Genomic DNA, 23,498 nt, shown 5'->3' with positions numbered 1-23,498 from the left:
AATGCATTTCGTGACGCTCCGCGTTAACTCATGCTGGACGCAGAGGGTCCTGAACGATGGGCGTGGCGAGCATGCAACGCTTTCGCTCCGTCATCGGTCCAACCTGCACTTATATAACAATTCAGGAGCGCTGGGATGCCGTATTCCTGTTCTATCGAGCACGCTGTCGATCACGTTCTGGCGCAACTGCCCGAGCATATCCACCTTGGCATGCCGCTCGGGCTTGGCAAGCCCAACAGGTTCGTCAACGCGCTGTACCAGCGCATCAGCCGGATGCCTGAGCGACGGCTGACGATCTACACCGCGCTGACACTGGGGCGGCCAACACCGGGAGAGGGTTTGCAGGCGCGGTTTCTGGAACCGTTTCTGGAGCGGGTGTTCGGCGATTACCCCGAGCTGGAGTTTCTGGCCGCGCTGCGGCGCGACAAACTTGCGCCCAACGTTCGCGTGCAGCAATTCTTCATGCAGCCGGGCAGCCTGCTGAACAGTGAGTCCGCCCAGCAAGACTATGTCAGCAGCAATTACAGCCATGCCGCCCGCGACATCAACGCCAACGGTCTGAATCTGGTTGCGCAACTGGTGGCCCGCGATGATCAGCGGCCGGGCACGTTGAGCCTGAGTTGCAACCCCGACGTGACCCTCGACCTGCTGCCCATGATCGCCAGGCGCCGCGCTGCCGGAGAAACCATTCTGATGCTTGGCCAGGTTCATGCCGACCTGCCTTACATGCCGGGTGACTCTGAGCTGGACGTCGAGGCCTTTGACCTGCTGATCGACGCAGATGAGTGCAGCACATTGTTTTCCACCCCGAACATGCCGGTAGGCTATCAGGACCACTTGATCGGTCTGCACGCCAGCACACTGGTGCGTGACGGCGGGACCTTACAGATAGGCATCGGCTCGATGGGGGATGCACTGACCGGCGCACTGCTGGCCCGGCAGGCCGATAACGAAACCTGGCGCGGCCTGCTGGCCGAGTTGAACATGAGTAACTGGCAGACCCTGATCGATCGGGAAGGCGGTGTTCAGCCGTTCGCCACGGGCCTTTACGGTTGCAGCGAGATGTTCGTCAACGGCCTGCTGGTACTCGCCGATGCCGGGATCGTGCGGCGCAAAGTGTATGCCGACGCAGAGCTGCAACGTCTGGCCAACATGGGCACGCTGGATGAAGACGCCCACCCCGATGGCGTGGTCGTGCACGGCGGATTCTTCCTTGGCCCGCGCAGTTTCTATGAGCGATTGCGCGAGCTGCCCCGCGAGCGGCTGGCGCAGTTCAACATGACTGCGATCAGCTACATCAACGAGCTTTACGGTCAGGAAGAACTCAAGCGCCTGCAACGTCGCGATGCACGCTTCATCAACAGTGCTTTCACTGTCACCCTGATGGGCGCAGCAGTGGCTGATCAACTGGAAGATGGCCGAGTGCTCAGCGGTGTGGGCGGCCAGTACAACTTTGTCGCGCAGGCCCACGCGCTGGAGGGCGCTCGCTCGATCCTGATGCTGCGCAGCTGGCGTGAATCGGGCGGTGAGGTCAGCTCCAACATTGTCTGGCAGTATGGCCACACAACGATCCCCCGGCACCTTCGCGATATTGTCGTGACCGAATACGGCATCGCCGATCTGCGCGGTCAGACCGACGCCACGGTAATTGAGCGCATCCTGAACATCACCGACTCGCGGTTCCAGTCCGGCTTGATCGAGCAGGCACAAAAGGCCGGAAAGTTGCCCAGGGATTTCAGCCTTGATCCACGCTTCACAGAAAACACTCCGGAACGCCTCAAGGACACGGCAGCGCGCTATCCGTCACTGTTTACCGAATACCCGCTGGGTTGCGACTTTACAGCCGAAGAGCGCGACTTGTTGCGAGCGTTGAACTGGCTGAAAAGCAAACTGAAACTCACCGAAATTCTCGAATTGGGTAAAGCCACCCTCGACGCGCCGGACCCTGACGCTTTCCCGGAGCATTTGCAACGCATGCAGCTCGATCAGCCTCAGGGCTTGCGTGAAGAGTTGTATCAACGGCTGTTGCTGGCCGGGCTGCAGAACACCAGCGGCCTCACGGGCTAGAACCCGGAAACGAATGGTCGCGGGCAACGACGATCCGTTGCCGGCGATCGGTCTTCCGCGCCTAGAGCGCAGCCTTGCGGGTATTGCGCCCCACCGGGCCGGAGCGCTCTTCGATAGCGTGTTGCAGCGGTTTGCGCAGGCCTGTCAGAAACGCCAGTTCGGCAACCACGAACAGCGGGCCGATGATCAGGCCGGTCACGTCATCGATAAATGCCGGTTTGCGCCCTTCGTAGTAATGGCCCACGAACTGGATGATCCAGCCCACCACAAAAAGCCCGACGCCGGCACTCAGCCAGACCATGGTTGGCTGTTGCGCAAGGTTGGCCCCGGCCCAGATGCACAGTGCCAGCAGCACTGCCATGACCACGCCCAGCGGGCGATCCAGACGCAGGTAGAAAATCGTCGAGCCCAGGGCCAGCAATGCAGCAGGCGAAATCCACAATCCGGCCATGGTCCAGCCCGGACGCGACAGAAGTACCGCCACAGCCAGCACAATCAGGGGAATGCCCACGAAGTGCGTCACGATATTGCGCGAATCACGGTGATAGGCCGCATATTGGCTGAGATGATCGACAAGGGTTTTCATTATTATTCCTGCCTGAGACGATGATCGGCTTGAGCTAAGATCGTTGTATAGCACGTGTGCCTGGAATAAAAGGGAGCAAAAATGACAAATGGAGCGGCGTGGCGGTCACGATTGCTATCCGATCACTGGTTCTCCCATTTACCGGCCGGTTTGCAGGATAGCTTGCTGGACGCCGCGCGCCAGAGGCGCAAGACGCCCGGCAGGCCGCTGTTCGAGAAGGGTGATCTACCTTGCGGTCTTTATGTGTTGCTTGAGGGCAGCGTGCGTATCGGTGGTGCTCGGGAGCAGCGGCTGCTTTCGTCTATGGAGCCAGCGCGATTGCCTTGCTGGTTTGGCGAAGTCTCGCTGTTTGACGGGCTGGCTCGCCGTTTTGAGGTCCGTTCGCTGGAGCAAAGCATTTTTCTGCAGATCCCTCAGCAATTCCTTGTCCGGTTGCTCGACAGGCACCCGGAATACTGGCGCTGGTTTGCCGCATTACTCAGCCAGAAAATCGGCTTGCCCTTGCAGAACCCCGAGAAAATGCGCCGACTGCCGCCCAGGGCGAGAGTCGCGTGGCGTCTATTGATGCTGAGTGAGGGTTACGGCACGCTGAGTCAGGCGCGTCGTCTGATTGTGCTGGAGGACATTCAGGCCGTGGAGCGTCTGGCGCTGTCGCCTCCGGCCTTGCTGGAAGTGCTTCAGGACCTGCATGAGCGCAAGATCGTGCGCCTGGGGGAATTGCAGCTTGAAGTGTTTGATGTGGAACGGTTGCGCAGGGTTGCGAACTTTTCCAGAGCCCGAGCGGTTTGCTGATGAGCTGCATGTATTAAGTCCAGAAACATCCGGTAACGGCTCTGCTGCCTCTTCGATTGAGATAGCAAATGGGATTCACTACCATTTCGCCTCATTTGCGAACGCGAGATACCCCGATGCAGGCAAGCAAGCGACTTCTGGCGGCTATGACGCTGACTTTACTGGGCAGCGCTGCTCAGGCCGCTGACGAAGTGGTGGTGTATTCGTCCCGGATCGACGAGCTGATCAAACCGGTGTTCGATGCGTACACGGCCAGCACCGGGGTAAAGATCAAGTTCATCACCGACAAGGAAGCGCCATTGATGCAACGCATCAAGGCCGAAGGCGAGAATGCCACCGCCGACCTGTTGCTGACTGTCGACGCCGGCAACCTCTGGCAAGCCGAACAGATGGGCATCCTGCAGCCATTCACCTCGCCGGTGATCGAAGCCAACATTCCCCCGCAGTATCGCTCGTCCACTCACGGCTGGACCGGCCTGAGCCTTCGTGCGCGAACCATTGCCTATTCGACTGACCGGGTAAAACCCGTCGAGCTGACCACGTATGAGGCGCTGGCCGACAAGAACTGGGAAGGGCGCCTGTGCCTGCGTACAGCGAAAAAGGTCTACAACCAGTCGCTGACCGCCACGCTGATCGAAACCCACGGTGCCGATGCATCCGAGAAAATTCTGAAAGGCTGGGTGAACAACCTGTCCACCGATGTGTTTTCCGACGACATCGCCGTGCTTGAGGCAATCAATTCCGGGCAGTGCGATGTGGGGATCGTCAATTCCTACTACTACGGTCGTCTGCACAAGGAGAAGCCGGATCTGGCGGTGAAGCTGTTCTGGCCCAATCAGGCGGATCGGGGCGTCCATGTAAACCTGTCGGGTATCGGCCTGACAAAGCATGCTCCGCACCCTGAAGCGGCCAAGGCGCTGGTTGAGTGGATGACCGGCCCCGAAGCGCAGAAAATCTTCTCCAGCGTCAATCAGGAGTTCCCGGCCAACCCGAAAGTGGCACCGTCAGAAGAAGTGGCCAGCTGGGGGCAGTTCAGGGCCGACACCATCCCGGTCGAAGTGGCAGGCAAGCGTCAGGCAGAAGCGATCCGCATGATGGATCGCGCGGGCTGGAATTGATTTAATACGCACCGCTTTATCGCGCCACGCTCAGCGGTATACACAAGCCCTGACGAGCCCGGAATACAGGGCTTTCTGGCTTCTGCCCGAAGGGCGTGGGAGCGGACTTGTCCGCGAAGCCGTCAGTTCAGATAGTGCATTTTCTGAGAATGTACCGGCCTTTTCGCGGACAAGTCCGCTCCTACGGCTTTCAGCCAGAATCAGAAGCAGACCTGTGCGCACGCTCCTAAACCCCCTCATTTCGAGAACCCCCTTGGCCCATCCTGTCCAACGTCGCTGGTATCCGCTGGTCTTCGCCATCGCTGCGCTGGTGTTGTTGCCGCTAAGCGTGCTGCTGCTGTCGTGGGAGACCATTGACCAACAGATATGGGCACACCTGCTGGAAACCCAGATGTCCCGTCTGCTGGGTAACACGTTGATTCTGGTGCTGGGTGTCGGCGTGGGTGTGACGCTGCTGGGGGTGAGTCTGGCCTGGCTGACCAGCCTGTGTGAGTTTCCAGGGCGTCGCTGGCTGGACTGGGCGCTGATGCTGCCGTTCGCGATCCCTGCCTACGTACTGGCATTTGTGTTTGTCGGGCTGCTGGATTTTTCCGGCCCGGTACAAACCCTGATGCGCGAATGGTTCGGTTCCGGTCTTCGCCTGCCTCGGGTACGCTCCACCGGTGGGGTGATCATCGTGCTGGTGCTGGTCTTCTATCCCTACGTCTACCTGTTGGCGCGCACGGCGTTTCTGGCGCAGGGCAAGGGCTTGATGGAAGCTGCGCGAGTGCTGGGCAACACGCCCTTGCAGGCGTTCTGGCGCGTGGCGCTGCCCATGGCGCGTCCTGCCATCGGAGCGGGCGTGGCGCTGGCGTTGATGGAAACCCTGGCCGATTTCGGTGCAGTGTCAGTGTTCAACTTCGACACCTTCACCACGGCAATCTACAAGACCTGGTACGGCTTCTTCAGCCTGTCCAGCGCTGCGCAACTGGCGAGCCTGCTGCTGTTGGCCGTGCTGGTGCTGCTGTATGGCGAACGTCGTGCCCGGGGTGCAAGCCGCCCGACCAATGAGCGCCCGCGCGGCGCTGCGCTTTACCCGCTGCGCGGCGTCAAGGCCTGGGGTGCCAGCCTGTGGTGTGGGCTGGTGTTTCTCTGTGCCTTCGTGGTGCCGGTGCTGCAATTGATTGTCTGGGTCTGGCAGCGCGGCCGGTTCGATCTTGATGAGCGCTACACCGGCCTGGTTCTGCACACGCTCTACCTGGGCGGCATGGCGGCGTTGATCACTGTCAGCGTGGCGCTGGTTCTGGCTTTCGCCCGACGCATGGCTCCCACGCCTGTAATCCGCTCCGGCGTCAGTCTCGCCAACCTCGGCTATGCATTACCGGGGTCGGTACTGGCCGTTTCGATCATGCTGGCGTTCAGTTATCTGGACCGTGAGCTGGTGGTTCCGCTTTCCGGCTGGCTGGGTGGTGCAGGCAAACCGTTGCTGCTGGGCAGCCTCTCGGCGCTGCTGCTGGCCTATCTCGTACGTTTCATCGCCGTCGCCTTCGGGCCGCTGGAGCATAGCCTGTCGCGCATCCGTCCATCACTGCCTGAAGCTGCGCGCAGTCTGGGCGTCAGCGGGCCAAAGTTGTTTCTCAACGTGTATCTGCCGCTGCTGATTCCGGGAGCCCTGAGCGCGGCGCTGCTGGTGTTCGTCGATGTACTCAAAGAGATGCCGGCGACCTTGCTGATGCGCCCGTTTGGCTGGGATACGCTGGCGGTGCGCGTCTTCGAAATGACCAGCGAGGGCGAGTGGGCACGAGCGGCATTGCCAGCTTTGTCGCTGGTGCTTGTAGGATTATTACCCGTCATTGGGTTGATTCGTCGCTCTGCCCGTCAGATTGGTTAGGTGCGGGTCCTTCACCTTGCGGCTACAATGCGCCGCAATTGGTGCGGTCTGTCAGATTATTCGGTCAGCTGTAACGTGCTGCAAACTCCGGTTTATTGGGGGCTTGCCGATTTTTTCTGCCCGCACCTTCGCCACGCCCGGAAGGAGAAACCCATGGGACAGCGTACCCCCCTGTTCGACCTGCACCTCGCTCTTGGCGCGAAAATGGTCGATTTTGGTGGCTGGGACATGCCGTTGCATTACGGATCGCAGGTCGAGGAGCACCATCAGGTGCGTCGCGACTGTGGGGTCTTCGATGTCTCTCACATGAATGTGATCGATGTCGTTGGCCAGCAAGCCAAAGCCTGGCTGCGCTACCTGCTGGCCAATGATGTGGACAAGTTGAAAACCCCGGGCCGGGCGTTGTACAGCGCGATGCTGGACGAGAGCGGCGGGGTGATCGATGACATGATCGTCTACCTCACGCCCGAAGGTTATCGGCTGGTTGTCAACGCCGCGACCGGCGTCAAGGACCTTGCCTGGATGCAGGCACAACTGGGCGACTTCGATGTACAGCTGGTCGAGCGTAGCGAAATGGCGATGCTCGCGATTCAAGGACCAAAGGCCAGAGCCCGTATTGCCGAGCTGGTTTCAAGTGCCCGCGCTGAACTGATCCACCAGCTCAAGCCGTTCGAAGGGCTTGATGACGGCGACTGGTTTATTGCGCGGACCGGCTATACCGGCGAAGACGGCCTGGAGATCATGCTGCCGGCCGAAGAGGCACAGGGCTTTTTCAATGAGCTGGTCGGCGCGGGTATTTCGCCGATCGGCCTGGGCGCTCGTGACACGTTGCGTCTGGAAGCGGGCATGAACCTGTATGGCCAGGACATCGGTGAACACGTGTCGCCGCTGGCCTCGAATATGGCCTGGAGCATTGCCTGGGAGCCTGCCGAACGTGATTTCATCGGCCGCAAGGCGCTGGAGCGCGAGCGATCTGATGGAAGTGCCTTCAAACTCGTCGGTTTGGTGCTTGAAGAGCGCGGTGTTTTACGCGCACATCAGGTGGTACGCATCGCAGAAATTGGCGAAGGAGAGATCACCAGTGGTAGTTTCTCTCCTACGCTGAGCAAATCCATTGCGCTGGCTCGCGTTCCGATGGCTACCGCTGACCGGGCCGAGGTCGAAATCCGCGGTAAATGGTATCCGGTGCGGGTGGTACAGCCAGCGTTCGTGCGCTACGGCAAAACCTTGATCTAACCTATGGCGGGTTTTCCGCTGACCCGATGTTGAGGATGACTAAATGAGCAATATTCCCGCCGAGCTGCGTTTCGCCGAAAGTCATGAATGGGCACGCCTTGAAGCAGATGGCACCGTGACCGTCGGCATCTCGGACCACGCACAGGAAGCGCTGGGTGATGTGGTGTTCGTAGAACTGCCGGAAGTCGGCAAAGTGTTCGCTGCCGCTTATACCGCCGGTGTTGTCGAGTCGGTCAAGGCCGCCTCGGACATCTACTCGCCAGTGGCGGGCGAGGTGATCGAGGTCAATGAAGACCTGAGCGGTTCGCCCGAGTTGCTCAACAGCGAGCCGTACAGCGCCTGGATCTTCAAGCTGAAGCCAAGCGCCGCTGAAGCCGATCTGGCCAAATTGCTGGACGCTGCAGGTTACAAGAGCGCGATCGGCGAATAACCAATCGCTGGACAAAAAAATGCCGCTCATCGAGCGGCATTTTTTATGCGCAATTTGCCAGCAAGACTTACTGGTTTTCAGCGACCAGGTTTTTATCCAGAATCGCGTTGGCCAGCTCCATGTCCGTGGCTTTCAGGCCAGGATTGTCTTTGCGTACCTGTGCGATGGCGGCTTCCAGAAACGGGCCACGGATGTCGCCGTTGCTGGCGACGTAGCTGCCTGCATCGTCCTGTGCCGCGACGATCAGCTTGTGATCCTTGAAGGTGAGGTACGTCGAACCGGTAGTGGCACCCGAGGACAACACATTACGCCAGAAGGTGTCAGCCATCGCTGAACCCATTGGGATGGAAAGCAAGGCTACGGTGGCGACAGCAAACTTGAGACGCATGATGAGTTACTCCAACTGTGGTTGTTCTGAGGGGTTGGATAGCCAAAGCCACGAACTAGTTCAATCAAGGTGTACCAAGTAGTTCAGTTTAGATCGAGCACCATAATGTGCAGGCGGCTGGATCAGCCCTTTCAACCCTGATCAGCGTTGCTCGCTCTGCGGTGTCACTCGCAGCACTTCCTCAAGTGTAGTCAGCCCTGCCGAGACTTTCTGCGCACCGGACAGGCGCAAGCTGCGCGTCCCCTCCTTGAAGGCCTGGCGTCGCATGGCGGTCAGGTCCAGGTCCGCAGAAATCAGGGCCTTGATGTTGTCTGACATGACCATGATCTCGTAGACCCCGGCCCTGCCCCGATAGCCGGTGTCGCGACACTCCACACAGCCGACTGCCTGATGCGCGCCGGGTGGCACGGGTGCCTGCCAGGGGCGGGTCAGTGTCTGCCAGTCGGTTTCGTTCAGGTTGATCGGTGCCTTGCAGTGCGGACAGAGGGTCCGCACCAGACGCTGGGCCATGACGCCAAGGATGGTCGCCTTGAGCAGGTAATGTGGCACACCCAGTTCGAGCAGGCGGCTGATAGCGCTGGGCGCATCGTTGGTGTGCAGCGTTGACAGCACCAGGTGACCGGTGAGTGCCGCCTGAATCGCCATTTCTGCCGTCTCCAGGTCGCGAATTTCGCCGATCATGATGATATCCGGGTCTTGTCGCATCAAGGCGCGGACGCCAGCGGCAAAGCTCAGTTCGATGTTGTGCTGGACCTGCATCTGGTTGAAGGCGGGCTCGACCATCTCGATGGGGTCTTCGATCGTGCAGAGATTGACCTCCGAGGTCGCCAGCTTCTTGAGGGTGGTGTACAGCGTGGTGGTCTTGCCCGAGCCGGTCGGCCCGGTTACCAGAATGATGCCATTGGGCTGACGGGTCATTTCCTGCCAGCGACGCAGGTCATCGCTGGAAAAGCCCAACTGGTCGAAATCCTTTAGCAGCACCTCAGGGTCGAAGATCCGCATCACCATCTTCTCACCGAAAGCCGTTGGCAGGGTCGACAGGCGCAACTCCACTTCGCGATTCTCGGGTGTGGTGGTCTTGACCCGTCCGTCCTGTGGTTTGCGTTTTTCGGCGACGTTCATCCGCCCCAGGCTTTTCAGGCGGCTGACGATGGCCATGATGACCTGCGCCGGAAACTGATAAACGTTGTGCAGTACCCCGTCTATACGGAAGCGTACGGTGCCCTGTTCGCGGCGCGGCTCGATATGAATATCGCTGGCGCGTTGCTGGAACGCGTATTGAAACAGCCAGTCGACGATGTTGACGATATGCGCGTCGTTGGCGTCGGGCTCCTGATCGCTGGCCCCCAGCTTGAGCAACTGTTCGAAGTTGCCCATGTTGCTCATTTTCTGTTCAGAGGCGCTGGCACCACTGACCGACTTGGCCAGCCTGAAAAACTCCATCGCCATGCGCTGGATGTCTGTCGGGTTGGCGACCACGCGTTTGATCTGCAGCTTGAGCACATGCGCAAGGTCGGCCTCCCAGGAGCGGACATACGGCTGGGCACTGGCGATGGTCACCGACTCGCGATCAACCGCCACAGCCAGAATCTTGTGCCGCTGGGCAAAGGCATAAGACATCAGTGGCGTAACGGCTGCCACGTTGATCTTCAGAGGGTCGACGCGCATATAGGGCTGGCCGGAGGCTTTTGCCAGCCAGGCCGTCAGGGTCTCCAGATCCAGCTTCTTGCCGGGTCGCTTCAAATCGTCGAACTGCAGCGAAGCGAGAAACTCGAGGGGGTGCAACTGGATGTTCACCGCACTGCGACGTTGAGTGAGTGCCGTTTCTGCGTCGTCCTGGCCGAGATAGCCTTCGGCAACCAGATCACGCAACACATCATTCAGATCAAGCCAGCGGTCCTGTGAAGAGGGGGCCAGGGCTGCCATGTGCGCTCCTTGAGGCAATTCGTCATTGGGCGATGAACAAGAGTAGACGCCAAGCGTGACAGCGTTGCTCGTTCTATGCGACCGGGAATTGCCGGAGCAGACAAAATGCTTCAGCCGTTGGCCAGGGCGACAGGTGTCTGTTGTGCGGTATTCAGCGCGTCGGTCTGTTCGACTTCCACTGAGCAGACGTCGCGGCCAGCCAATGGACTATCGTGCCCATGCTCCGCGTTGGCATGCCTTTCGTGACGCTCTGCGTCACAAATCTGCGCCGCACCGCATGTTCAAGATCGGACGCAGAGCGTCCAGAGCGGCATTCCCACGCTGGAGCGTGGGAACGAGAGTCGCGGTCAGCCAGGTCGGCTTCTATAACTTACGCCTTGAGATGAGCCGTGCGTAGGGTCAGGAACCCGGCCTTACAGGCGCAACAGGGTTTTCCAGGCGCGGCTCTGGAAGACGGTGATTGCCTGCTGCACGCGGGCATCAAGGACTTCGTCGCTGATGTCCAGATGCGCCAGTTCTTCCAGCTTGCGCAGCTCCCCGTACAGGCGGTCCAGCTCTGGCAGGTCCAGCGCGCCGCGTGCCCAGTGCAGCCAGGCCTGGATGCGTTCGATACGGGGCAGTTGCTCGGCCAGATCTTCCGGCTGCTGCTGATAGCGGCTCAGTTGCAGGGATGTTGCCTCTTCGCCCAGCAGGCGTGGCAGCCAGCTGCTCAACAGCGCAGCGCCCTGGCGATTGCCGCGCGTGTTGCGTTCGACAGTCCAGCTGCGCGCCAGCAACCAGCGCGAGGTGTTCAACGAGAACTCGCCCCAGCGCGGGTCCTGCAGTTCTTCCAGAAACTGCTCGTGGGCGGCACCGCGCACATCGGCATCGTCCAGGCCGGCTTGAACCAGCGGACGCCAGTCTTCCAGCAGGGCATCCAGTGACGCGCGCAGCTGTGCGGTCGAGGCGCGTGGCGCGGCCTGACCAAGGCTGCTGGTCAGTGCGCGCAGTTCGGCGAGCATCTCGACCCAGTCCTGCAGCAAACGCCAGTGGCCGTTGAAACGGTATTGTTCGGCCAGACGCTGGCTGCTGCCCAGCAGGTGCCAGGCCAGCGCGGAGTAGGCGTCATCCAGCGGAGTTTCTGCACTCAGGGCGGGTGCCGCCAGGCTCAGTGAATAACTGTTGGCGTCGAGCAGGCGATAGCCACGCTCAGCCTTGCTGATATCGCATGGCATCAACGGCAGGGTCGCAGCCAGCTCGGCGGCCAGTTCCAGCAGCGCGGCAGGATCGCCTTCGCGCAGCTCGAGTTCCAGCTCGCAGATTTCTTCCTTCTGCTTGCCGGCCACCACCTGGCCCAGGTCCAGTGCGGCCTCGATCACCACTTTGGCTTTGCCACGGCCCCAGGCAATTTCGGCTTTTTCACGGATGAAATCGGTGGTAAACAGCGGTTTGATGGTTTTTTTGTCCAGCCCGGCCAGTTGTTCGGGCCAGCAATCGCCTTCAAGCTTCTTGAGGTCCAGTTTGGCCTTGGTGAGGTCCCAGTTGTATTCATTACGCTCGGACAGACCGGCAACGCTCTGTCCGCGCGTCTTCATGGTCTGGATAATCTGATCACCGTCGCGACGGATGCGCAGGGCGACTTTGGCCTGTGCCAGCTCACCCTCGGGGGTATCGAAATACTGGTTCGACAGTTCAAGGCGCTCCCAGCCACTCTTGTTGCGCTTCTTGAGCAACGGGTGTTCGCGCAGTGCAGCGAGGGTCTCGCGGCTGACGCGGAGTTTGATTTCTGTTTCTTTTTGCATGGCCGGGGGAATCCAAACGCTGATACTGATAAACGGGAGCGCAGCCCATGACTGAACGGCTGCTGAGGGCGTCAGTGTACAGGACATGGCCCGAAACGGTTTATTCCTGGGTTGCTATGGCCCTATGATGGGCCGTGTTTAGTCTTGATTACAGGAAGCGTCCATGCCGTTGCCGTCCATGAAAGACCAGTTTGCCGCCTTGATCGCTGCGCCATCGGTGAGCTGCACTCAGCCTTCTCTGGACCAGACCAACCGACCTGTCATCGACCTGCTGGCCGGATGGCTCGGCGACCTGGGTTTTGCCTGCGACATCCAGCAGGTTTCCCCCGGCAAGTTCAATCTGCTGGCAACGTACGGCACAGGCCCTGGCGGTCTGGTGTTGGCGGGTCACAGCGACACCGTGCCGTTCGACGAGGCGTTGTGGAAAACCGATCCCTTGAAGCTGACCGAAGTCGATGGCCGCTGGGTCGGCCTGGGCAGCTGCGACATGAAAGGCTTTTTTGCCCTGATCATCGAAGCGGTGCGTGGCCTGCTGGACCAGCCGTTCAGGCAACCGCTGCTGATCCTCGCCACCTGTGACGAGGAAAGCTCGATGGCCGGTGCCCGTGCGTTGGCAGAGGCCGGACGTCCGCTGGGTCGTGCGGCGGTGATCGGCGAGCCGACCGGACTCAAGCCCATCCGCCTGCACAAGGGCGTTATGATGGAACGCATCGATATTCTCGGGCGCAGCGGTCATTCCTCCGACCCGAGCCTTGGCCACAGCGCACTCGAAGCCATGCATGACGCGATCAGCGAGCTCAAGGGCCTGCGTACGCAATGGCAGGCGCAGCATCGAAATCCACAGTTCACGGTGCCGCAACCGACCCTGAACCTGGGCTGTATTCACGGCGGCGACAACCCGAACCGGATTTGTGGCCAGTGCTCGCTGGAGTTCGACCTGCGCCCGCTGCCGGGTATGGACCCTGAGGTGCTGCGGGCAGCCATTCGACAGAAGCTGCAGCCGCTGGCCGAGCTGCATCAGGTACAGATCGACTACGCACCGCTGTTCCCGGAGTGCGCGCCCTTCGAACAGGTCGCCGACGCTGAACTTGTGCGCGTTGCTGAACGTCTGACCGGTCATACGGCCGCAGCAGTAGCATTCGGCACCGAAGCGCCTTATCTTCAGCGCCTTGGCTGTGAAACGCTGGTGCTCGGCCCGGGCGATATCGCCTGCGCGCATCAGCCGGGGGAATACCTCGAAATGTCACGTCTGGACCCTACAGTGCGTCTGTTACGCCAACTGATCGAACATTATTGCCTGACGCCTCAATGAGTCGGGTTCTACAAGCTGTAAATACAAGGAGATTGCGCGTGTTGCCAAGCCTGTTCCGACGATAACCACCACACCGTTGTGCGTGCTTCTTTTCTTCGTCCATTTTCTCTACAGGCTCTTGTTGTCATGCCCGAATACGTCAACTGGCTTCGCCACGCGTCTCCGTACATCAATGCTCACCGCGATTGCACCTTCGTCGTCATGCTGCCCGGCGACGGCGTTGCGCACCCCAACTTCGGCAATATCGTCCATGACCTGGTGCTGCTGCACAGTCTGGGCGTACGTCTGGTGCTGGTTCACGGCTCCCGCCCGCAGATCGAAAATCGTCTGGCTCAGCGGGGTATCACGCCGCGCTTTCATCGCGACATGCGTATCACCGATACCGAGACCCTGGAGTGCGTGATCGACGCCGTTGGCCAACTGCGCATCTCGATCGAGGCGCGCCTGTCGATGGACATGGCCGCATCGCCCATGCAGGGCTCGCGGTTGCGGGTGACCAGCGGCAACGTGGTCACTGCCCGTCCTATCGGAGTGTTGGAGGGCGTCGATTATCAGCACACCGGCGAAGTGCGTCGGGTTGACCGCAAAGGTATCAATCGCTTGCTGGACGAGCGTCATATCGTGTTGCTGTCGCCGCTGGGTTATTCACCGACCGGCGAGATTTTCAATCTGGCCTGCGAAGACGTCGCGACGCGTGCGGCCATCGATCTTGCTGCTGACAAGCTGCTGTTGTTCGGTGCCGAGACCGGTTTGCTCGACGAACAGGGCCGACTGGTGCGCGAGCTGCGCCCGCAACAGGTACCGGCGCACTTGCAGCGTCTGGGTGGCAATTATCAGGCGGAGCTGCTGGATGCGGCGGCCGAGGCCTGTCGCGGCGGTGTGGCGCGCAGCCATATCGTCAGCTATGCCGAGAACGGCTCGCTGCTGACCGAGCTGTTTACCCGTGACGGTGGCGGTACGCTGGTAGCACAGGAGCAGTTCGAACTGGTTCGCGAGGCGGCCATTGAGGACGTTGGCGGCTTGATGGACCTGATCACGCCGCTGGAAGAGCAGGGCATTCTGGTGCGCCGCTCGCGCGAAGTGCTGGAGCGCGAGATCACTCAGTTCAGCGTGGTCGAGCGGGAAGGGCTGATCATTGCCTGCGCGGCGTTGTACCCGATTGCCGATTCGGAGTCAGGCGAGCTGGCGTGTCTGGCCGTCAACCCGGAATACCGGCACGGTGGGCGCGGCGACGAGTTGCTGGAGCGCATTGAAAACCGCGCCAGAGCCTTGGGCATCAAGACCTTGTTCGTCCTCACTACGCGTACTGCGCACTGGTTCCGCGAGCGGGGTTTCGAGCCCAGCAGCGTCGACCGCCTGCCAAGCGCACGCGCATCGCTGTACAACTACCAGCGTAATTCGAAGATCTTCGAAAAGGCGATATAAGCCTGGGGGCGGGCGCAGAGCGTTCAGAACTGTATGCCGACGCGGAGCGTCGCACGATTGATCGTGCTTCACGCTTCGCCTGGGAGTGCAGTTCGTGACGCCCGGCGTCACCTGTGCATCAGTTGCTGATCGACAGAATGCTCGCCTGATACGAACCCACGAATGTGTCGAAATCCACCACTTCCTCGGTCGCTTCCAGCTCGGCCTGTTCCTCGATGGAGGTTTTGGCCAGGGCTTCGAAGTGCGTCTGCTCTTCGGCACTTAGCGGATGGGTTCGGAAGTATTCGGCGTGGACCTGGCTCTGACGCAAGGAGAAGGCCGTAAAGCCCTCGTTATGCGCTTTCATGCTGGCCAGCACCTGGGCAGAAGGCGTCAGGGAGGCATCGTCGATCTTGGCCTGTTGCACGGCAATCGACTTGATGTGCTCATCGATACCCTGAGCCTGATCGAGCAGTCGGGCTATCGGGGTGATTTTTTCCAGCAGTTCGGTTGCCCAGGTTTTCAGTTCGACAGGGCTTTTGTCACGCTGAAGGTTGAGGCCCGGACGACGCCCTTCCTTGACCACCGCCAGGAAATTCGAGCTGGCGCTGGAACACTCGTGGCTGGCCAGCTGCTGGCTTTCCTCGAGTGCGCAGTACAGCACAAACGCATCGATAAAGCGCGACTGCTCCAGGCTGATACCGGTAGGCAGGAACGGGTTGATGTCCAGACAACGAACTTCGACGTACTGCACGCCACGGGCCACCAGCGCCTGAATGGGGCGTTCGCCGCTATAAGTCACGCGCTTGGGACGGATGTTAGAGTAATACTCGTTTTCGATCTGCAGCACGTTGGTGTTGAGCTGCACCCACTCGCCATTACGATCATGAGTGCCGACATCGACGTAGGGCTTGTAAGGCGTGGCCACCGCCTTGCGCAGGCTGTCGGTGTAGCTGACCAGATCGTTGTAGCAAGGGGTCAGATCGGCCTGGGCATCGCTCTGATAACCCAGATCGCTCATGCGCAGGCTGGTGGCGTATGGCAGGTACAACGTATCGGCATCGAAGTGCTGTTCCAGCTGATGCTTGCGGCCACGCAGGAAACCCGCATCCAGTGCCGGTGAAGCTCCGAACAGGTACATCAGCAGCCAGCTGTAACGGCGGAAATTACGGATCAGCGCGATGTAGGAATGCGACTGGTAATCCCGCGCGTCACCCGCAAAGTCCTCGGTCTGCTTGAGCAGCGCCCAGGCATCTTCCGGCAGCGAGAAATTGTAGTGAATGCCGGCGATACACTGCATGGTCTTGCCATAGCGCAGCGCCAGGCCTTTGCGGTACACGTATTTGAGCTTGCCGATGTTCGACGTGCCGTAATAGGCGATCGGTATGTGCTCCTCGTCGGGCAAGGGGCATGGCATCGACGGGCTCCAGAGCAACTCGTCTCCCAGCTTGCTGTAGGCGAAGCGATGGATCTTGTCCAGGCTGTCGATGGTCTCGGCCGGGTTCTTCAGCGCTGGCGTAATGAACTCCAGCAACGATTCGGAATAGTCGGTCGTGACCTGGCCATTGGTCAGTGCGGCACCCAGAGCTTGCGGGTGAGGCGTCTGTGCCAGTTCTGCCGTTGCGGTAACGCGCAGGCACTCGCGCTCGATACCGTGCAGGCACTGCTCCAGCAGAGAAAGGTGGTCACGCTCGCCGAGCAATGCAAGACGACGGTTTAAAAGTTCGCTCAAGGTGTAATCCTTCACGCATCGGTCGCCCCGATATGGGGGTGGACTTGACGGTCTACAAGGGTGAAGAAAGGAACTGGCGTAGTCGCCTGGTTGGTCTGTAGCGCCTGTTCACAATCACTGCTCTTTGTCGTACCACCCAAATGGACTCGGCACCACGCTAATGGTGCCGAAATTAACCCAAATGATGTGGATACGGCTAGGTTCTGTTCACCGTGATTGCTTTCATCAGCCTTTATCGCGGTCTAGATGACCGCGAACGTGCCCTGAGCCTTGGCGACCAGCTTGTCACCCTGGACGACTTCGGCCTCAACCACAAGTGTCCGGCGACCTGCGTGCAGCACCCTGGCAATGCATAGCACTTCGCCGTCGGATACGCCGCGCACGTAGTTGATCTTGCACTCGATGGTGACACTGCGCTGGTCGAAACCGTGGACACTGGAACAGGCCAGCCCCATGGCGATATCGACCAGGCTGAAGATTGCCCCGCCGTGCATCACGTTGCCGCGATTGCGCAGATGCGCCTCCAGTGGCAACGCAACTTTGGCAACGCCTTCGTCCAGACGCCGCAGTTCGCAGCCGAGCATCTTGAAATAGGCGCTGTGGGTCAGATCCTCCGGAATGTCCATCAGCGCTTCTTCAGTTGCTTGGCGTTGGCGAATAGCGAAGCCATGGCGTTGTTGGCTGGCGCGGGTGCTGTGGTTTCCTTGCGCGGGGCGCTGTTCTGCTGACGAGGCGAAGAGCCTGGACGCGCGCCGCGTGCGCCGTCGATCTTCTCGCCAGGCGTGTCGCTCATGCGCATCGACAGACCGACACGTTTGCGCGGGATGTCGACTTCCATGACCTTCACTTTCACCACATCACCGGCCTTGACCGCTTCCCGCGGGTCCTTGATGAACTTCTCGGAAAGTGCCGAGATGTGTACCAGGCCGTCCTGATGCACGCCGATATCGACGAACGCACCAAAGTTGGTGACGTTGGTCACAACGCCTTCGAGGATCATGCCCAGTTGCAGGTCCTTGAGGTCTTCGACCCCGTCCTGAAACTCCGCCGTCTTGAACTCCGGACGCGGATCGCGGCCCGGTTTTTCAAGTTCCTGCAGGATGTCGGTGACCGTTGGCAGACCAAAGGTCTCGTCGGTGAATTTTTTCGGGTCCAGCCGCTTGAGAAAGCTGGCATCGCCGATCAACGAGCGAATATCACGGTCGGTTTCAGCCGCAATACGCTGTACCAGCGGGTAGGCTTCCGGGTGAACCGCAGAAGCGTCCAGCGGGTTGTCGCCGGTCATGACGCGCAGGAAGCCTGCGGCCTGTTCGTACGTCTTTTCGCCCAGACGACTGACTTTTTTCAGCGCTGCGCGAGTCTTGAACGCGCCGTTTTCGTCGCGATGCGCAACGATGTTCTGCGCCAGTGTGGTATTGAGGCCGGAAATCCGCGCCAACAGTGCCACCGACGCGGTGTTCACGTCCACGCCCACGGCGTTCACGCAGTCTTCAACCACCGCGTCCAGGCCGCGAGCCAGCTTGAGCTGTGAAACGTCGTGTTGATACTGGCCGACACCAATGGATTTCGGATCGATTTTCACCAGTTCGGCGAGCGGATCCTGCAAGCGACGGGCGATGGAGACTGCGCCACGGATCGACACGTCCAGGTCCGGGAATTCCCTCGCCGCCAGTTCTGACGCCGAATAGACCGAAGCACCGGCTTCGGAGACCATGACCTTGGTCATTTTCAGGCCTGGGTATTTTTTGATCAGCTCGGCCGCCAGCTTGTCGGTTTCGCGGCTGGCAGTACCGTTGCCGATGGCGATCAGATCAACCGAATGTTTGGCGCACAGGGCTGCCAGCACGGCGATGGTCTGATCCCACTGGTTCTTCGGCACGTGTGGATAGACGGTCGCGTAGTCGAGCAGCTTGCCAGTGGCATCTACCACGGCGACCTTGCAGCCGGTGCGCAAGCCCGGGTCCAGGCCCAGCGTGGCACGCTGGCCGGCTGGCGCGGCCAGCAACAGGTCGTGCAGGTTGTGGGCGAAAACGTTGATTGCCTCGGTTTCTGCACCATCGCGCAGCTCGCCCAGCAGGTCGGTTTCCAGGTGGCTGTACAGCTTGACCTTCCAGGTCCAGCGCACCACTTCGGCCAGCCACTTGTCTGCAGGGCGGTTCTGGTTCTGGATGCCGAAGCGCTCGCCGATCATCAGTTCGCACGGGTGCATGGCACCTGGCAGTTCTTCGCCGACTTTCAAGGCGGAACTGAGGAAACCTTCGTTTCGGCCCCGGAAAATCGCCAGCGCACGGTGCGACGGCATGCTCTTGAGCGGCTCGTCATGTTCGAAATAGTCGCGGAACTTGGCACCTTCCTCTTCCTTGCCCGGCACAACGCGTGCGCTGATCACTGCTTCCTGCTTGAGGAAGCTGCGCAGCTTGTCCAGCAGCGAAGCGTCTTCGGCAAAACGCTCCATCAGGATGTACTTGGCACCTTCCAGCGCGGCTTTCACATCGGCCACGCCTTTGTCGGCGTCGACAAAGCGGGCTGCTTCGGTCTCAGGGGCGAGGCTCGGGTCGTTGAACAGGCCGTCAGCCAGCTCGCCGAGGCCTGCTTCGAGGGCGATCTGGCCCTTGGTACGGCGTTTCTGCTTATAAGGCAGATATAAATCTTCAAGACGGGTCTTGGTGTCGGCGAGCTTGATGTCGCGAGCCAGCTCCGGGGTCAGCTTGCCTTGCTCTTCGATGCTGGCAAGAATGCTGACACGCCGGTCATCCAGTTCGCGCAGATAGCGCAGGCGTTCTTCCAGATGGCGCAATTGCGTGTCATCAAGACTGCCGGTCACTTCCTTGCGGTAGCGGGAAATGAAGGGCACGGTCGAGCCTTCATCCAGTAGTGCTACGGCCGCTGCGACCTGTTGTGGGCGTACGCCGAGTTCTTCGGCGATGCGGCTGTTGATGCTGTCCATAAAACCACCTGGAGTTGTGAGCAAAAAACTGGGCTATGTACGAATGGCCTTGCCTGAGTATCGTCCGCCAGGATTTATTTTCAGCGCTGGCGAACTGCCATATGACCAGCGTTGCCTGACTTTGAGGGCGGCGCATTATACCCGGCGAAGGCGGATTAGGGGATCGGCCGACAAATGTGGTCTTTTTTCGGCGAAAAAGCATGCACAAGTGCCGCCTCCAGTAAAATCTGCTAACAATGCACAAGGTGCGCATCACCGCAGCTACGCCATAATGCGCCCCGAGATCAGAGGAGCATCCGATGAGCAGCACCGCACAAAATGCTGAAGGCGAAAAAATCCTTATTGTCGATGACGATCCGGGGCTGAGCAGTCTCCTGGAGCGTTTTTTCACCAGCAAGGGCTACCGTGCCCGCGCCGTGGCAAACGTGGAGCAAATGGACCGGCTATTGGCCCGTGAGGTTTTCAACCTTGTGGTGCTGGACCTGATGCTGCCCGGAGAAGACGGCCTTTCAGCCTGCCGTCGTCTGCGTGCCGCGAACAATCAGGTGCCGATTATCATGCTGACCGCCAAGGGCGATGAGCTGAGCCGTATCAAGGGGCTCGAACTGGGGGCTGACGATTACCTGGCCAAGCCGTTCAATCCGGACGAGCTGATGGCTCGCGTCAAGGCGGTATTGCGTCGTCAGGCTGCACCGGTGCCCGGTGCCCCCGGTAGCGAGGACGAGTCAGTCAGTTTCGGCGATTACGTACTGTCTCTGGCCACCCGCGAGCTCAAGCGTGGCGAAGAAGTGCACATGCTCACCACGGGTGAGTTCGCGGTACTCAAGGCGCTGGTCATGCACGCTCGCGAGCCGCTGACCCGTGACAAACTGATGAACCTGGCCCGTGGCCGGGAGTGGGATGCACTGGAGCGATCCATCGACGTACAGATTTCCCGTCTGCGTCGCCTGATCGAGCCGGATCCTTCCAAGCCCCGCTATATCCAGACCGTCTGGGGCGTAGGCTATGTATTCGTTCCGGATGGTGCCGGCAGTCGCTGATAACCTGGTTCTCAGCACAGAAATCCGTCATTTCTGCCAGTTACGTCGGTAATCTTCCGTAAGGTTATCGACGTACTGGTTTTTTGCGTTCGTCCATCGGGTCCGGCCCGCGTTCGGCAAACCTGCGAGCCTCGCTCGCCCTGCAAAGTGTATGGCTGCAGTTATGAAGACTCCGCTCTGGTTCCCGCAAAGCTTTTTCTCTCGCACGCTCTGGCTGGTGCTCATCGTCGTGCTGTTTTCCAAGGCCCTGACGCTGGTTTATCTGCTGATGAACGAAGACGTTCTGGTCGACAGGCAATACAGCCACGGCGTTGCGCTGACTTTGCGCGCTTACTGGGCGGCCGATGAAAACGATCGCGAGGCAATTGCCGAAGCGGCTGGCCTGATTCGCGTGGTCGGCGGTGGCGTGCCGGAGGGTGAACAACACTGGCCTTACAGCGAGATATATCAGCGGCAGATGCAGGCGGAGCTGGGTGCAGATACCGAAGTGCGTTTGCGTGTGCACGCACCGCCCGCGCTATGGGTAAGGGCACCGAGCCTGGGGGACGGCTGGCTGAAAGTGCCGCTATATCCTCACCCGCTGCGTGGCCAGAAGATCTGGAGCGTGCTGGGCTGGTTCCTCGCCATCGGGTTGCTTTCCACGGCATCGGCCTGGATTTTCGTGCGCCAATTGAATCAGCCGCTCAAGCGACTGGTCTTTGCGGCTCGGCAACTGGGGCAGGGCCGCAGCGTGCGTTTGCCGGTCAGTGACACGCCGAGCGAGATGACCGAGGTCTATCGCGCCTTCAACCAGATGGCCGAGGACGTCGAACAGGCCGGGCAGGAGCGTGAGCTGATGCTGGCGGGCGTTTCCCATGACTTGCGCACGCCGCTGACGCGTCTGCGCCTGTCTCTGGAATTGATGAACGACAATGAGTTCTCTGAAGGCATGGTGCGGGATATCGAGGATATGGACGCCATTCTCGATCAGTTCCTGGCGTTCATTCGCGATGGGCGTGACGAAGAGATCGAAGAGGTCGATCTGGGGCATCTGGTGCGTGATGTGGTTGCGCCCTTCAATAACGATGAAGACAGCATCCGTCTGTGTCTTGAGCCGATTCCGCCCTTTCCGCTAAGGCGCGTATCGATGAAGCGTCTGCTGACCAATCTGATCGGCAACGCCAGGCATCATGCCGGTAACGGTATCGAGGTGGCCGCTTACGTGTCCGGCGACAGGAACGCGCCGTACGTGGTGTTGAGCGTACTCGACAGAGGCGCGGGTATCGATCCGTCCGAGCTGGACACCATCTTCAACCCGTTCATTCGCGGTGATCGTGCCCGCAGCGGTAAAGGGACTGGCCTGGGGCTGGCGATCGTCAAGCGCATCGCAGCAATGCATGGCGGCAATGTCGAGTTGAGAAACCGATCAGGCGGCGGTCTGGAGGCTCGGGTACGTCTGCCATTGGGGCTGATGCTGCCAAGGGACGCTATCTGACCGGAATGGAATCAACGAGGGGTATAAAACGAGGGGTATAACAAGGAAGAGTCGCGAGGGAGATAAAGCGGGTATAAAGCGCCGTGCAGGGTCGCGGAGAGCGCTTGAAAGGTCAAAGCTTTCTCAAGGACTTGCACGGCAGCTTGCCTGACCCGGCCCTCGGCGGAGGTACTCCCTGTACCCCTAGGTCACGCCGATCCATTCGATCAACGCATCCCGGCCCCTTGGTCATGCGCGCACCTTCCTCAGGCCGCACAAATCAGAAAGATGTCGACTCTGCAGTCGACATCTTTCTTCTGGATCAATACCAGTCAGGGTCTTTGCGCAGCTCTTCATTCAAGAGCTTTTGCATACCCTCGTCAGGCTTACCCAGATAGCGGTAAGTGGCATGACGAGTGGGTGACTTATCTGCAGGAAGACCTGCAGGTACTTCAACCAACATGGCGTAAGCATCTTCCTTGTCGAGGCTGAAGGCCACGATCAGGCGCTTGCTTTTGCACGTATCGGCAGTTTCGCAAAGCGGTCCGACGAGGTACTTGTCGCCGTCCTCGGTGGCCGCTGTCATCTGCTGCTGGGAAGCACCGGACAGGTTGATCACCCAATCCGGCAACCGCTCTTCCTTCTTGACGACCTTCGCCCAGGTTGTGCGGTACTCGGGTGCCGAACTCAAGAGTTCATTGACCCGCGACTGTCCATCATTGGCTGCCATGACCATGACGCTGCCGCCCATCAACAGGGCGGCGGCCAGTGTGCGAAATGACGTGTGCATTATCAGCCTCGACCGCGACGACCGAAGAAGAACGACACAACGAACATCACCAGGAATACGACAAACAGGATCTTGGCGATACCGGTAGCCGTGCCCGCGATACCACCGAAGCCCAGTACTGCAGCAACAATGGCGATGATCAGAAACGTGATTGCCCAACTCAACATGGTGATACTCCTTTTTGGTGCCGTTTTAATATGAATGCTGCTTTTTTTCAGGTCGGGTCAAAAAACCCATTTTTGCTGTGGAGCGACTTCATCTACAGACACCAGGCCATCGACAGGGCGGAGGCTGGAGGAAACATCCTTGACCGCTGGAGCGCTTACACCGCGATACGAGATGCTGCTGGTGTGGATGAATTGCTGTCTGGCTTGAGTTGCCTCGTTGGCTTGATTCCAACGCTGGAACTGCTGAATGGCGATCAGAGTGACAAGCAGGGCGAGGAGCAGGAAAAGGCCTTGCTGGATATGCAGGGGAGAGATACGCAATTGTGCAATACGCTGGCTGTTCATCTGCAAACTCCCCTGGCCTGAGTGGGCATTCAATCTGATGGGTCATTGTGTATCGACCTTGTTGAAGGAGTTATTGCAGACTGCATGCCAGTTTTTGTCTGGCTTTTAAATTCA

At 59.7% G+C, this 23,498-nt stretch carries 20 protein-coding genes; 10 read left to right on the top strand and 10 right to left on the bottom strand.

All coding sequences use genetic code 11. The features are described from left to right. The first annotated feature begins 135 nt into the window (after positions 1 to 135). Positions 136 to 2,067 carry an acetyl-CoA hydrolase/transferase C-terminal domain-containing protein gene (locus ALO80_RS14850; protein ID WP_055009542.1) on the top strand — a complete coding sequence of 644 codons (1,932 nt, stop codon included), beginning with the start codon at positions 136 to 138 and terminating at the stop codon, positions 2,065 to 2,067. 61 nt (positions 2,068 to 2,128) lie between these two features. Here ALO80_RS14850 and ALO80_RS14845 read toward each other — a convergent pair whose 3' ends face one another. Further along, complete coding sequence (locus tag ALO80_RS14845) at positions 2,129 to 2,653, bottom strand: Mpo1 family 2-hydroxy fatty acid dioxygenase (RefSeq protein ID WP_055009541.1); 525 nt, start codon at positions 2,651 to 2,653, stop codon at positions 2,129 to 2,131. Positions 2,654 to 2,734: 81 nt separating this feature from the next. Here ALO80_RS14845 and ALO80_RS14840 point away from each other — a divergent pair, with 81 nt between their 5' ends. The 5 genes from ALO80_RS14840 (at position 2,735) to gcvH (ending at position 8,099) form a co-directional block, all read left to right on the top strand. After that, positions 2,735 to 3,445, top strand: coding sequence for a Crp/Fnr family transcriptional regulator (locus tag ALO80_RS14840; protein ID WP_055009540.1), 711 nt, complete (start codon positions 2,735 to 2,737; stop codon positions 3,443 to 3,445). Between the two features lie 116 nt (positions 3,446 to 3,561). Next, positions 3,562 to 4,563: an extracellular solute-binding protein gene (locus ALO80_RS14835; protein ID WP_055009571.1), complete on the top strand. Its 1,002-nt coding sequence runs from the start codon at positions 3,562 to 3,564 to the stop codon at positions 4,561 to 4,563. Between the two features lie 253 nt (positions 4,564 to 4,816). After that, positions 4,817 to 6,433, top strand: coding sequence for an ABC transporter permease (locus ALO80_RS14830; RefSeq protein WP_055005614.1), 1,617 nt, complete (start codon positions 4,817 to 4,819; stop codon positions 6,431 to 6,433). 153 nt (positions 6,434 to 6,586) lie between these two features. Then, a complete protein-coding gene (gene gcvT / locus ALO80_RS14825) occupies positions 6,587 to 7,669 on the top strand; it encodes a glycine cleavage system aminomethyltransferase GcvT (RefSeq protein WP_055009539.1) in 1,083 nt (360 codons plus the stop codon). A gap of 43 nt (positions 7,670 to 7,712) precedes the next feature. Then, entirely contained in the window at positions 7,713 to 8,099 is a 387-nt protein-coding gene (gene gcvH / locus ALO80_RS14820) for a glycine cleavage system protein GcvH (RefSeq protein ID WP_055009538.1), read from the top strand. A gap of 67 nt (positions 8,100 to 8,166) precedes the next feature. On the opposite strand, the gene ALO80_RS14815 is transcribed toward gcvH, so the two are convergent. The 3 genes from ALO80_RS14815 to ALO80_RS14805 all read right to left on the bottom strand — a co-directional run bounded on the left by ALO80_RS14815 (position 8,167) and on the right by ALO80_RS14805 (position 12,194). After that, on the bottom strand, positions 8,167 to 8,487 hold the full coding sequence (locus tag ALO80_RS14815; protein ID WP_055009537.1) for a DUF2388 domain-containing protein: 321 nt from the start codon (positions 8,485 to 8,487) through the stop codon (positions 8,167 to 8,169). Between the two features lie 141 nt (positions 8,488 to 8,628). Then, a complete protein-coding gene (locus tag ALO80_RS14810; protein WP_055009536.1) occupies positions 8,629 to 10,413 on the bottom strand; it encodes a GspE/PulE family protein in 1,785 nt (594 codons plus the stop codon). A 413-nt stretch (positions 10,414 to 10,826) separates the two neighbouring features. Beyond that, positions 10,827 to 12,194 carry a CYTH domain-containing protein gene (locus ALO80_RS14805; RefSeq protein ID WP_055009570.1) on the bottom strand — a complete coding sequence of 456 codons (1,368 nt, stop codon included), beginning with the start codon at positions 12,192 to 12,194 and terminating at the stop codon, positions 10,827 to 10,829. A gap of 163 nt (positions 12,195 to 12,357) precedes the next feature. On the opposite strand from ALO80_RS14805, the gene argE reads away from it, so the two are divergent. After that, on the top strand, positions 12,358 to 13,506 hold the full coding sequence (gene argE / locus ALO80_RS14800) for an acetylornithine deacetylase (protein WP_055009535.1): 1,149 nt from the start codon (positions 12,358 to 12,360) through the stop codon (positions 13,504 to 13,506). Between the two features lie 126 nt (positions 13,507 to 13,632). Then, entirely contained in the window at positions 13,633 to 14,931 is a 1,299-nt protein-coding gene (argA, locus tag ALO80_RS14795) for an amino-acid N-acetyltransferase (RefSeq protein ID WP_055009534.1), read from the top strand. Positions 14,932 to 15,049: 118 nt separating this feature from the next. Here the strand turns inward: argA and gshA are convergent, their stop codons facing one another. From gshA to ALO80_RS14780, 3 genes are all read right to left on the bottom strand, one after another. Further along, positions 15,050 to 16,642, bottom strand: coding sequence for a glutamate--cysteine ligase (gene gshA / locus ALO80_RS14790; RefSeq protein WP_055009533.1), 1,593 nt, complete (start codon positions 16,640 to 16,642; stop codon positions 15,050 to 15,052). Positions 16,643 to 16,884: 242 nt separating this feature from the next. Then, positions 16,885 to 17,268 (bottom strand): PaaI family thioesterase, encoded by a 384-nt coding sequence (locus ALO80_RS14785; protein ID WP_055009532.1) that lies wholly within the window; start codon positions 17,266 to 17,268, stop codon positions 16,885 to 16,887. Beyond that, positions 17,268 to 19,589, bottom strand: a complete 2,322-nt coding sequence (locus tag ALO80_RS14780) for a Tex family protein (protein ID WP_055009531.1) — start codon at positions 19,587 to 19,589, stop codon at positions 17,268 to 17,270. Before ALO80_RS14780 ends, ALO80_RS14785 begins: the two co-directional genes overlap by 1 nt. A gap of 299 nt (positions 19,590 to 19,888) precedes the next feature. Here ALO80_RS14780 and ompR point away from each other — a divergent pair, with 299 nt between their 5' ends. Then, the gene (ompR, locus tag ALO80_RS14775; protein WP_003318889.1) at positions 19,889 to 20,629 is read left to right on the top strand and encodes an osmolarity response regulator transcription factor OmpR; all 741 of its coding nucleotides are present in this window, start codon (positions 19,889 to 19,891) and stop codon (positions 20,627 to 20,629) included. Positions 20,630 to 20,792: 163 nt separating this feature from the next. Beyond that, positions 20,793 to 22,103: an ATP-binding protein gene (locus ALO80_RS14770; RefSeq protein ID WP_004655259.1), complete on the top strand. Its 1,311-nt coding sequence runs from the start codon at positions 20,793 to 20,795 to the stop codon at positions 22,101 to 22,103. Between the two features lie 301 nt (positions 22,104 to 22,404). Here ALO80_RS14770 and ALO80_RS14765 read toward each other — a convergent pair whose 3' ends face one another. The 3 genes from ALO80_RS14765 to ALO80_RS29580 are packed head-to-tail and all read right to left on the bottom strand — an operon-like array spanning position 22,405 to position 23,384. Beyond that, positions 22,405 to 22,872 carry an inhibitor of vertebrate lysozyme family protein gene (locus ALO80_RS14765; protein WP_055009530.1) on the bottom strand — a complete coding sequence of 156 codons (468 nt, stop codon included), beginning with the start codon at positions 22,870 to 22,872 and terminating at the stop codon, positions 22,405 to 22,407. A 2-nt stretch (positions 22,873 to 22,874) separates the two neighbouring features. Continuing rightward, positions 22,875 to 23,039 (bottom strand): DUF1328 domain-containing protein, encoded by a 165-nt coding sequence (locus ALO80_RS29585; RefSeq protein WP_002555679.1) that lies wholly within the window; start codon positions 23,037 to 23,039, stop codon positions 22,875 to 22,877. Positions 23,040 to 23,096: 57 nt separating this feature from the next. After that, positions 23,097 to 23,384, bottom strand: coding sequence for a hypothetical protein (locus ALO80_RS29580; RefSeq protein ID WP_083493277.1), 288 nt, complete (start codon positions 23,382 to 23,384; stop codon positions 23,097 to 23,099). Positions 23,385 to 23,498: the final 114 nt, after the last annotated feature.

It is taken from the genome of Pseudomonas caricapapayae, from assembly GCF_001400735.1.
Lineage (GTDB): Bacteria > Pseudomonadota > Gammaproteobacteria > Pseudomonadales > Pseudomonadaceae > Aquipseudomonas > Aquipseudomonas caricapapayae.
This window is presented reverse-complemented; position numbering and strand designations above follow the sequence as displayed.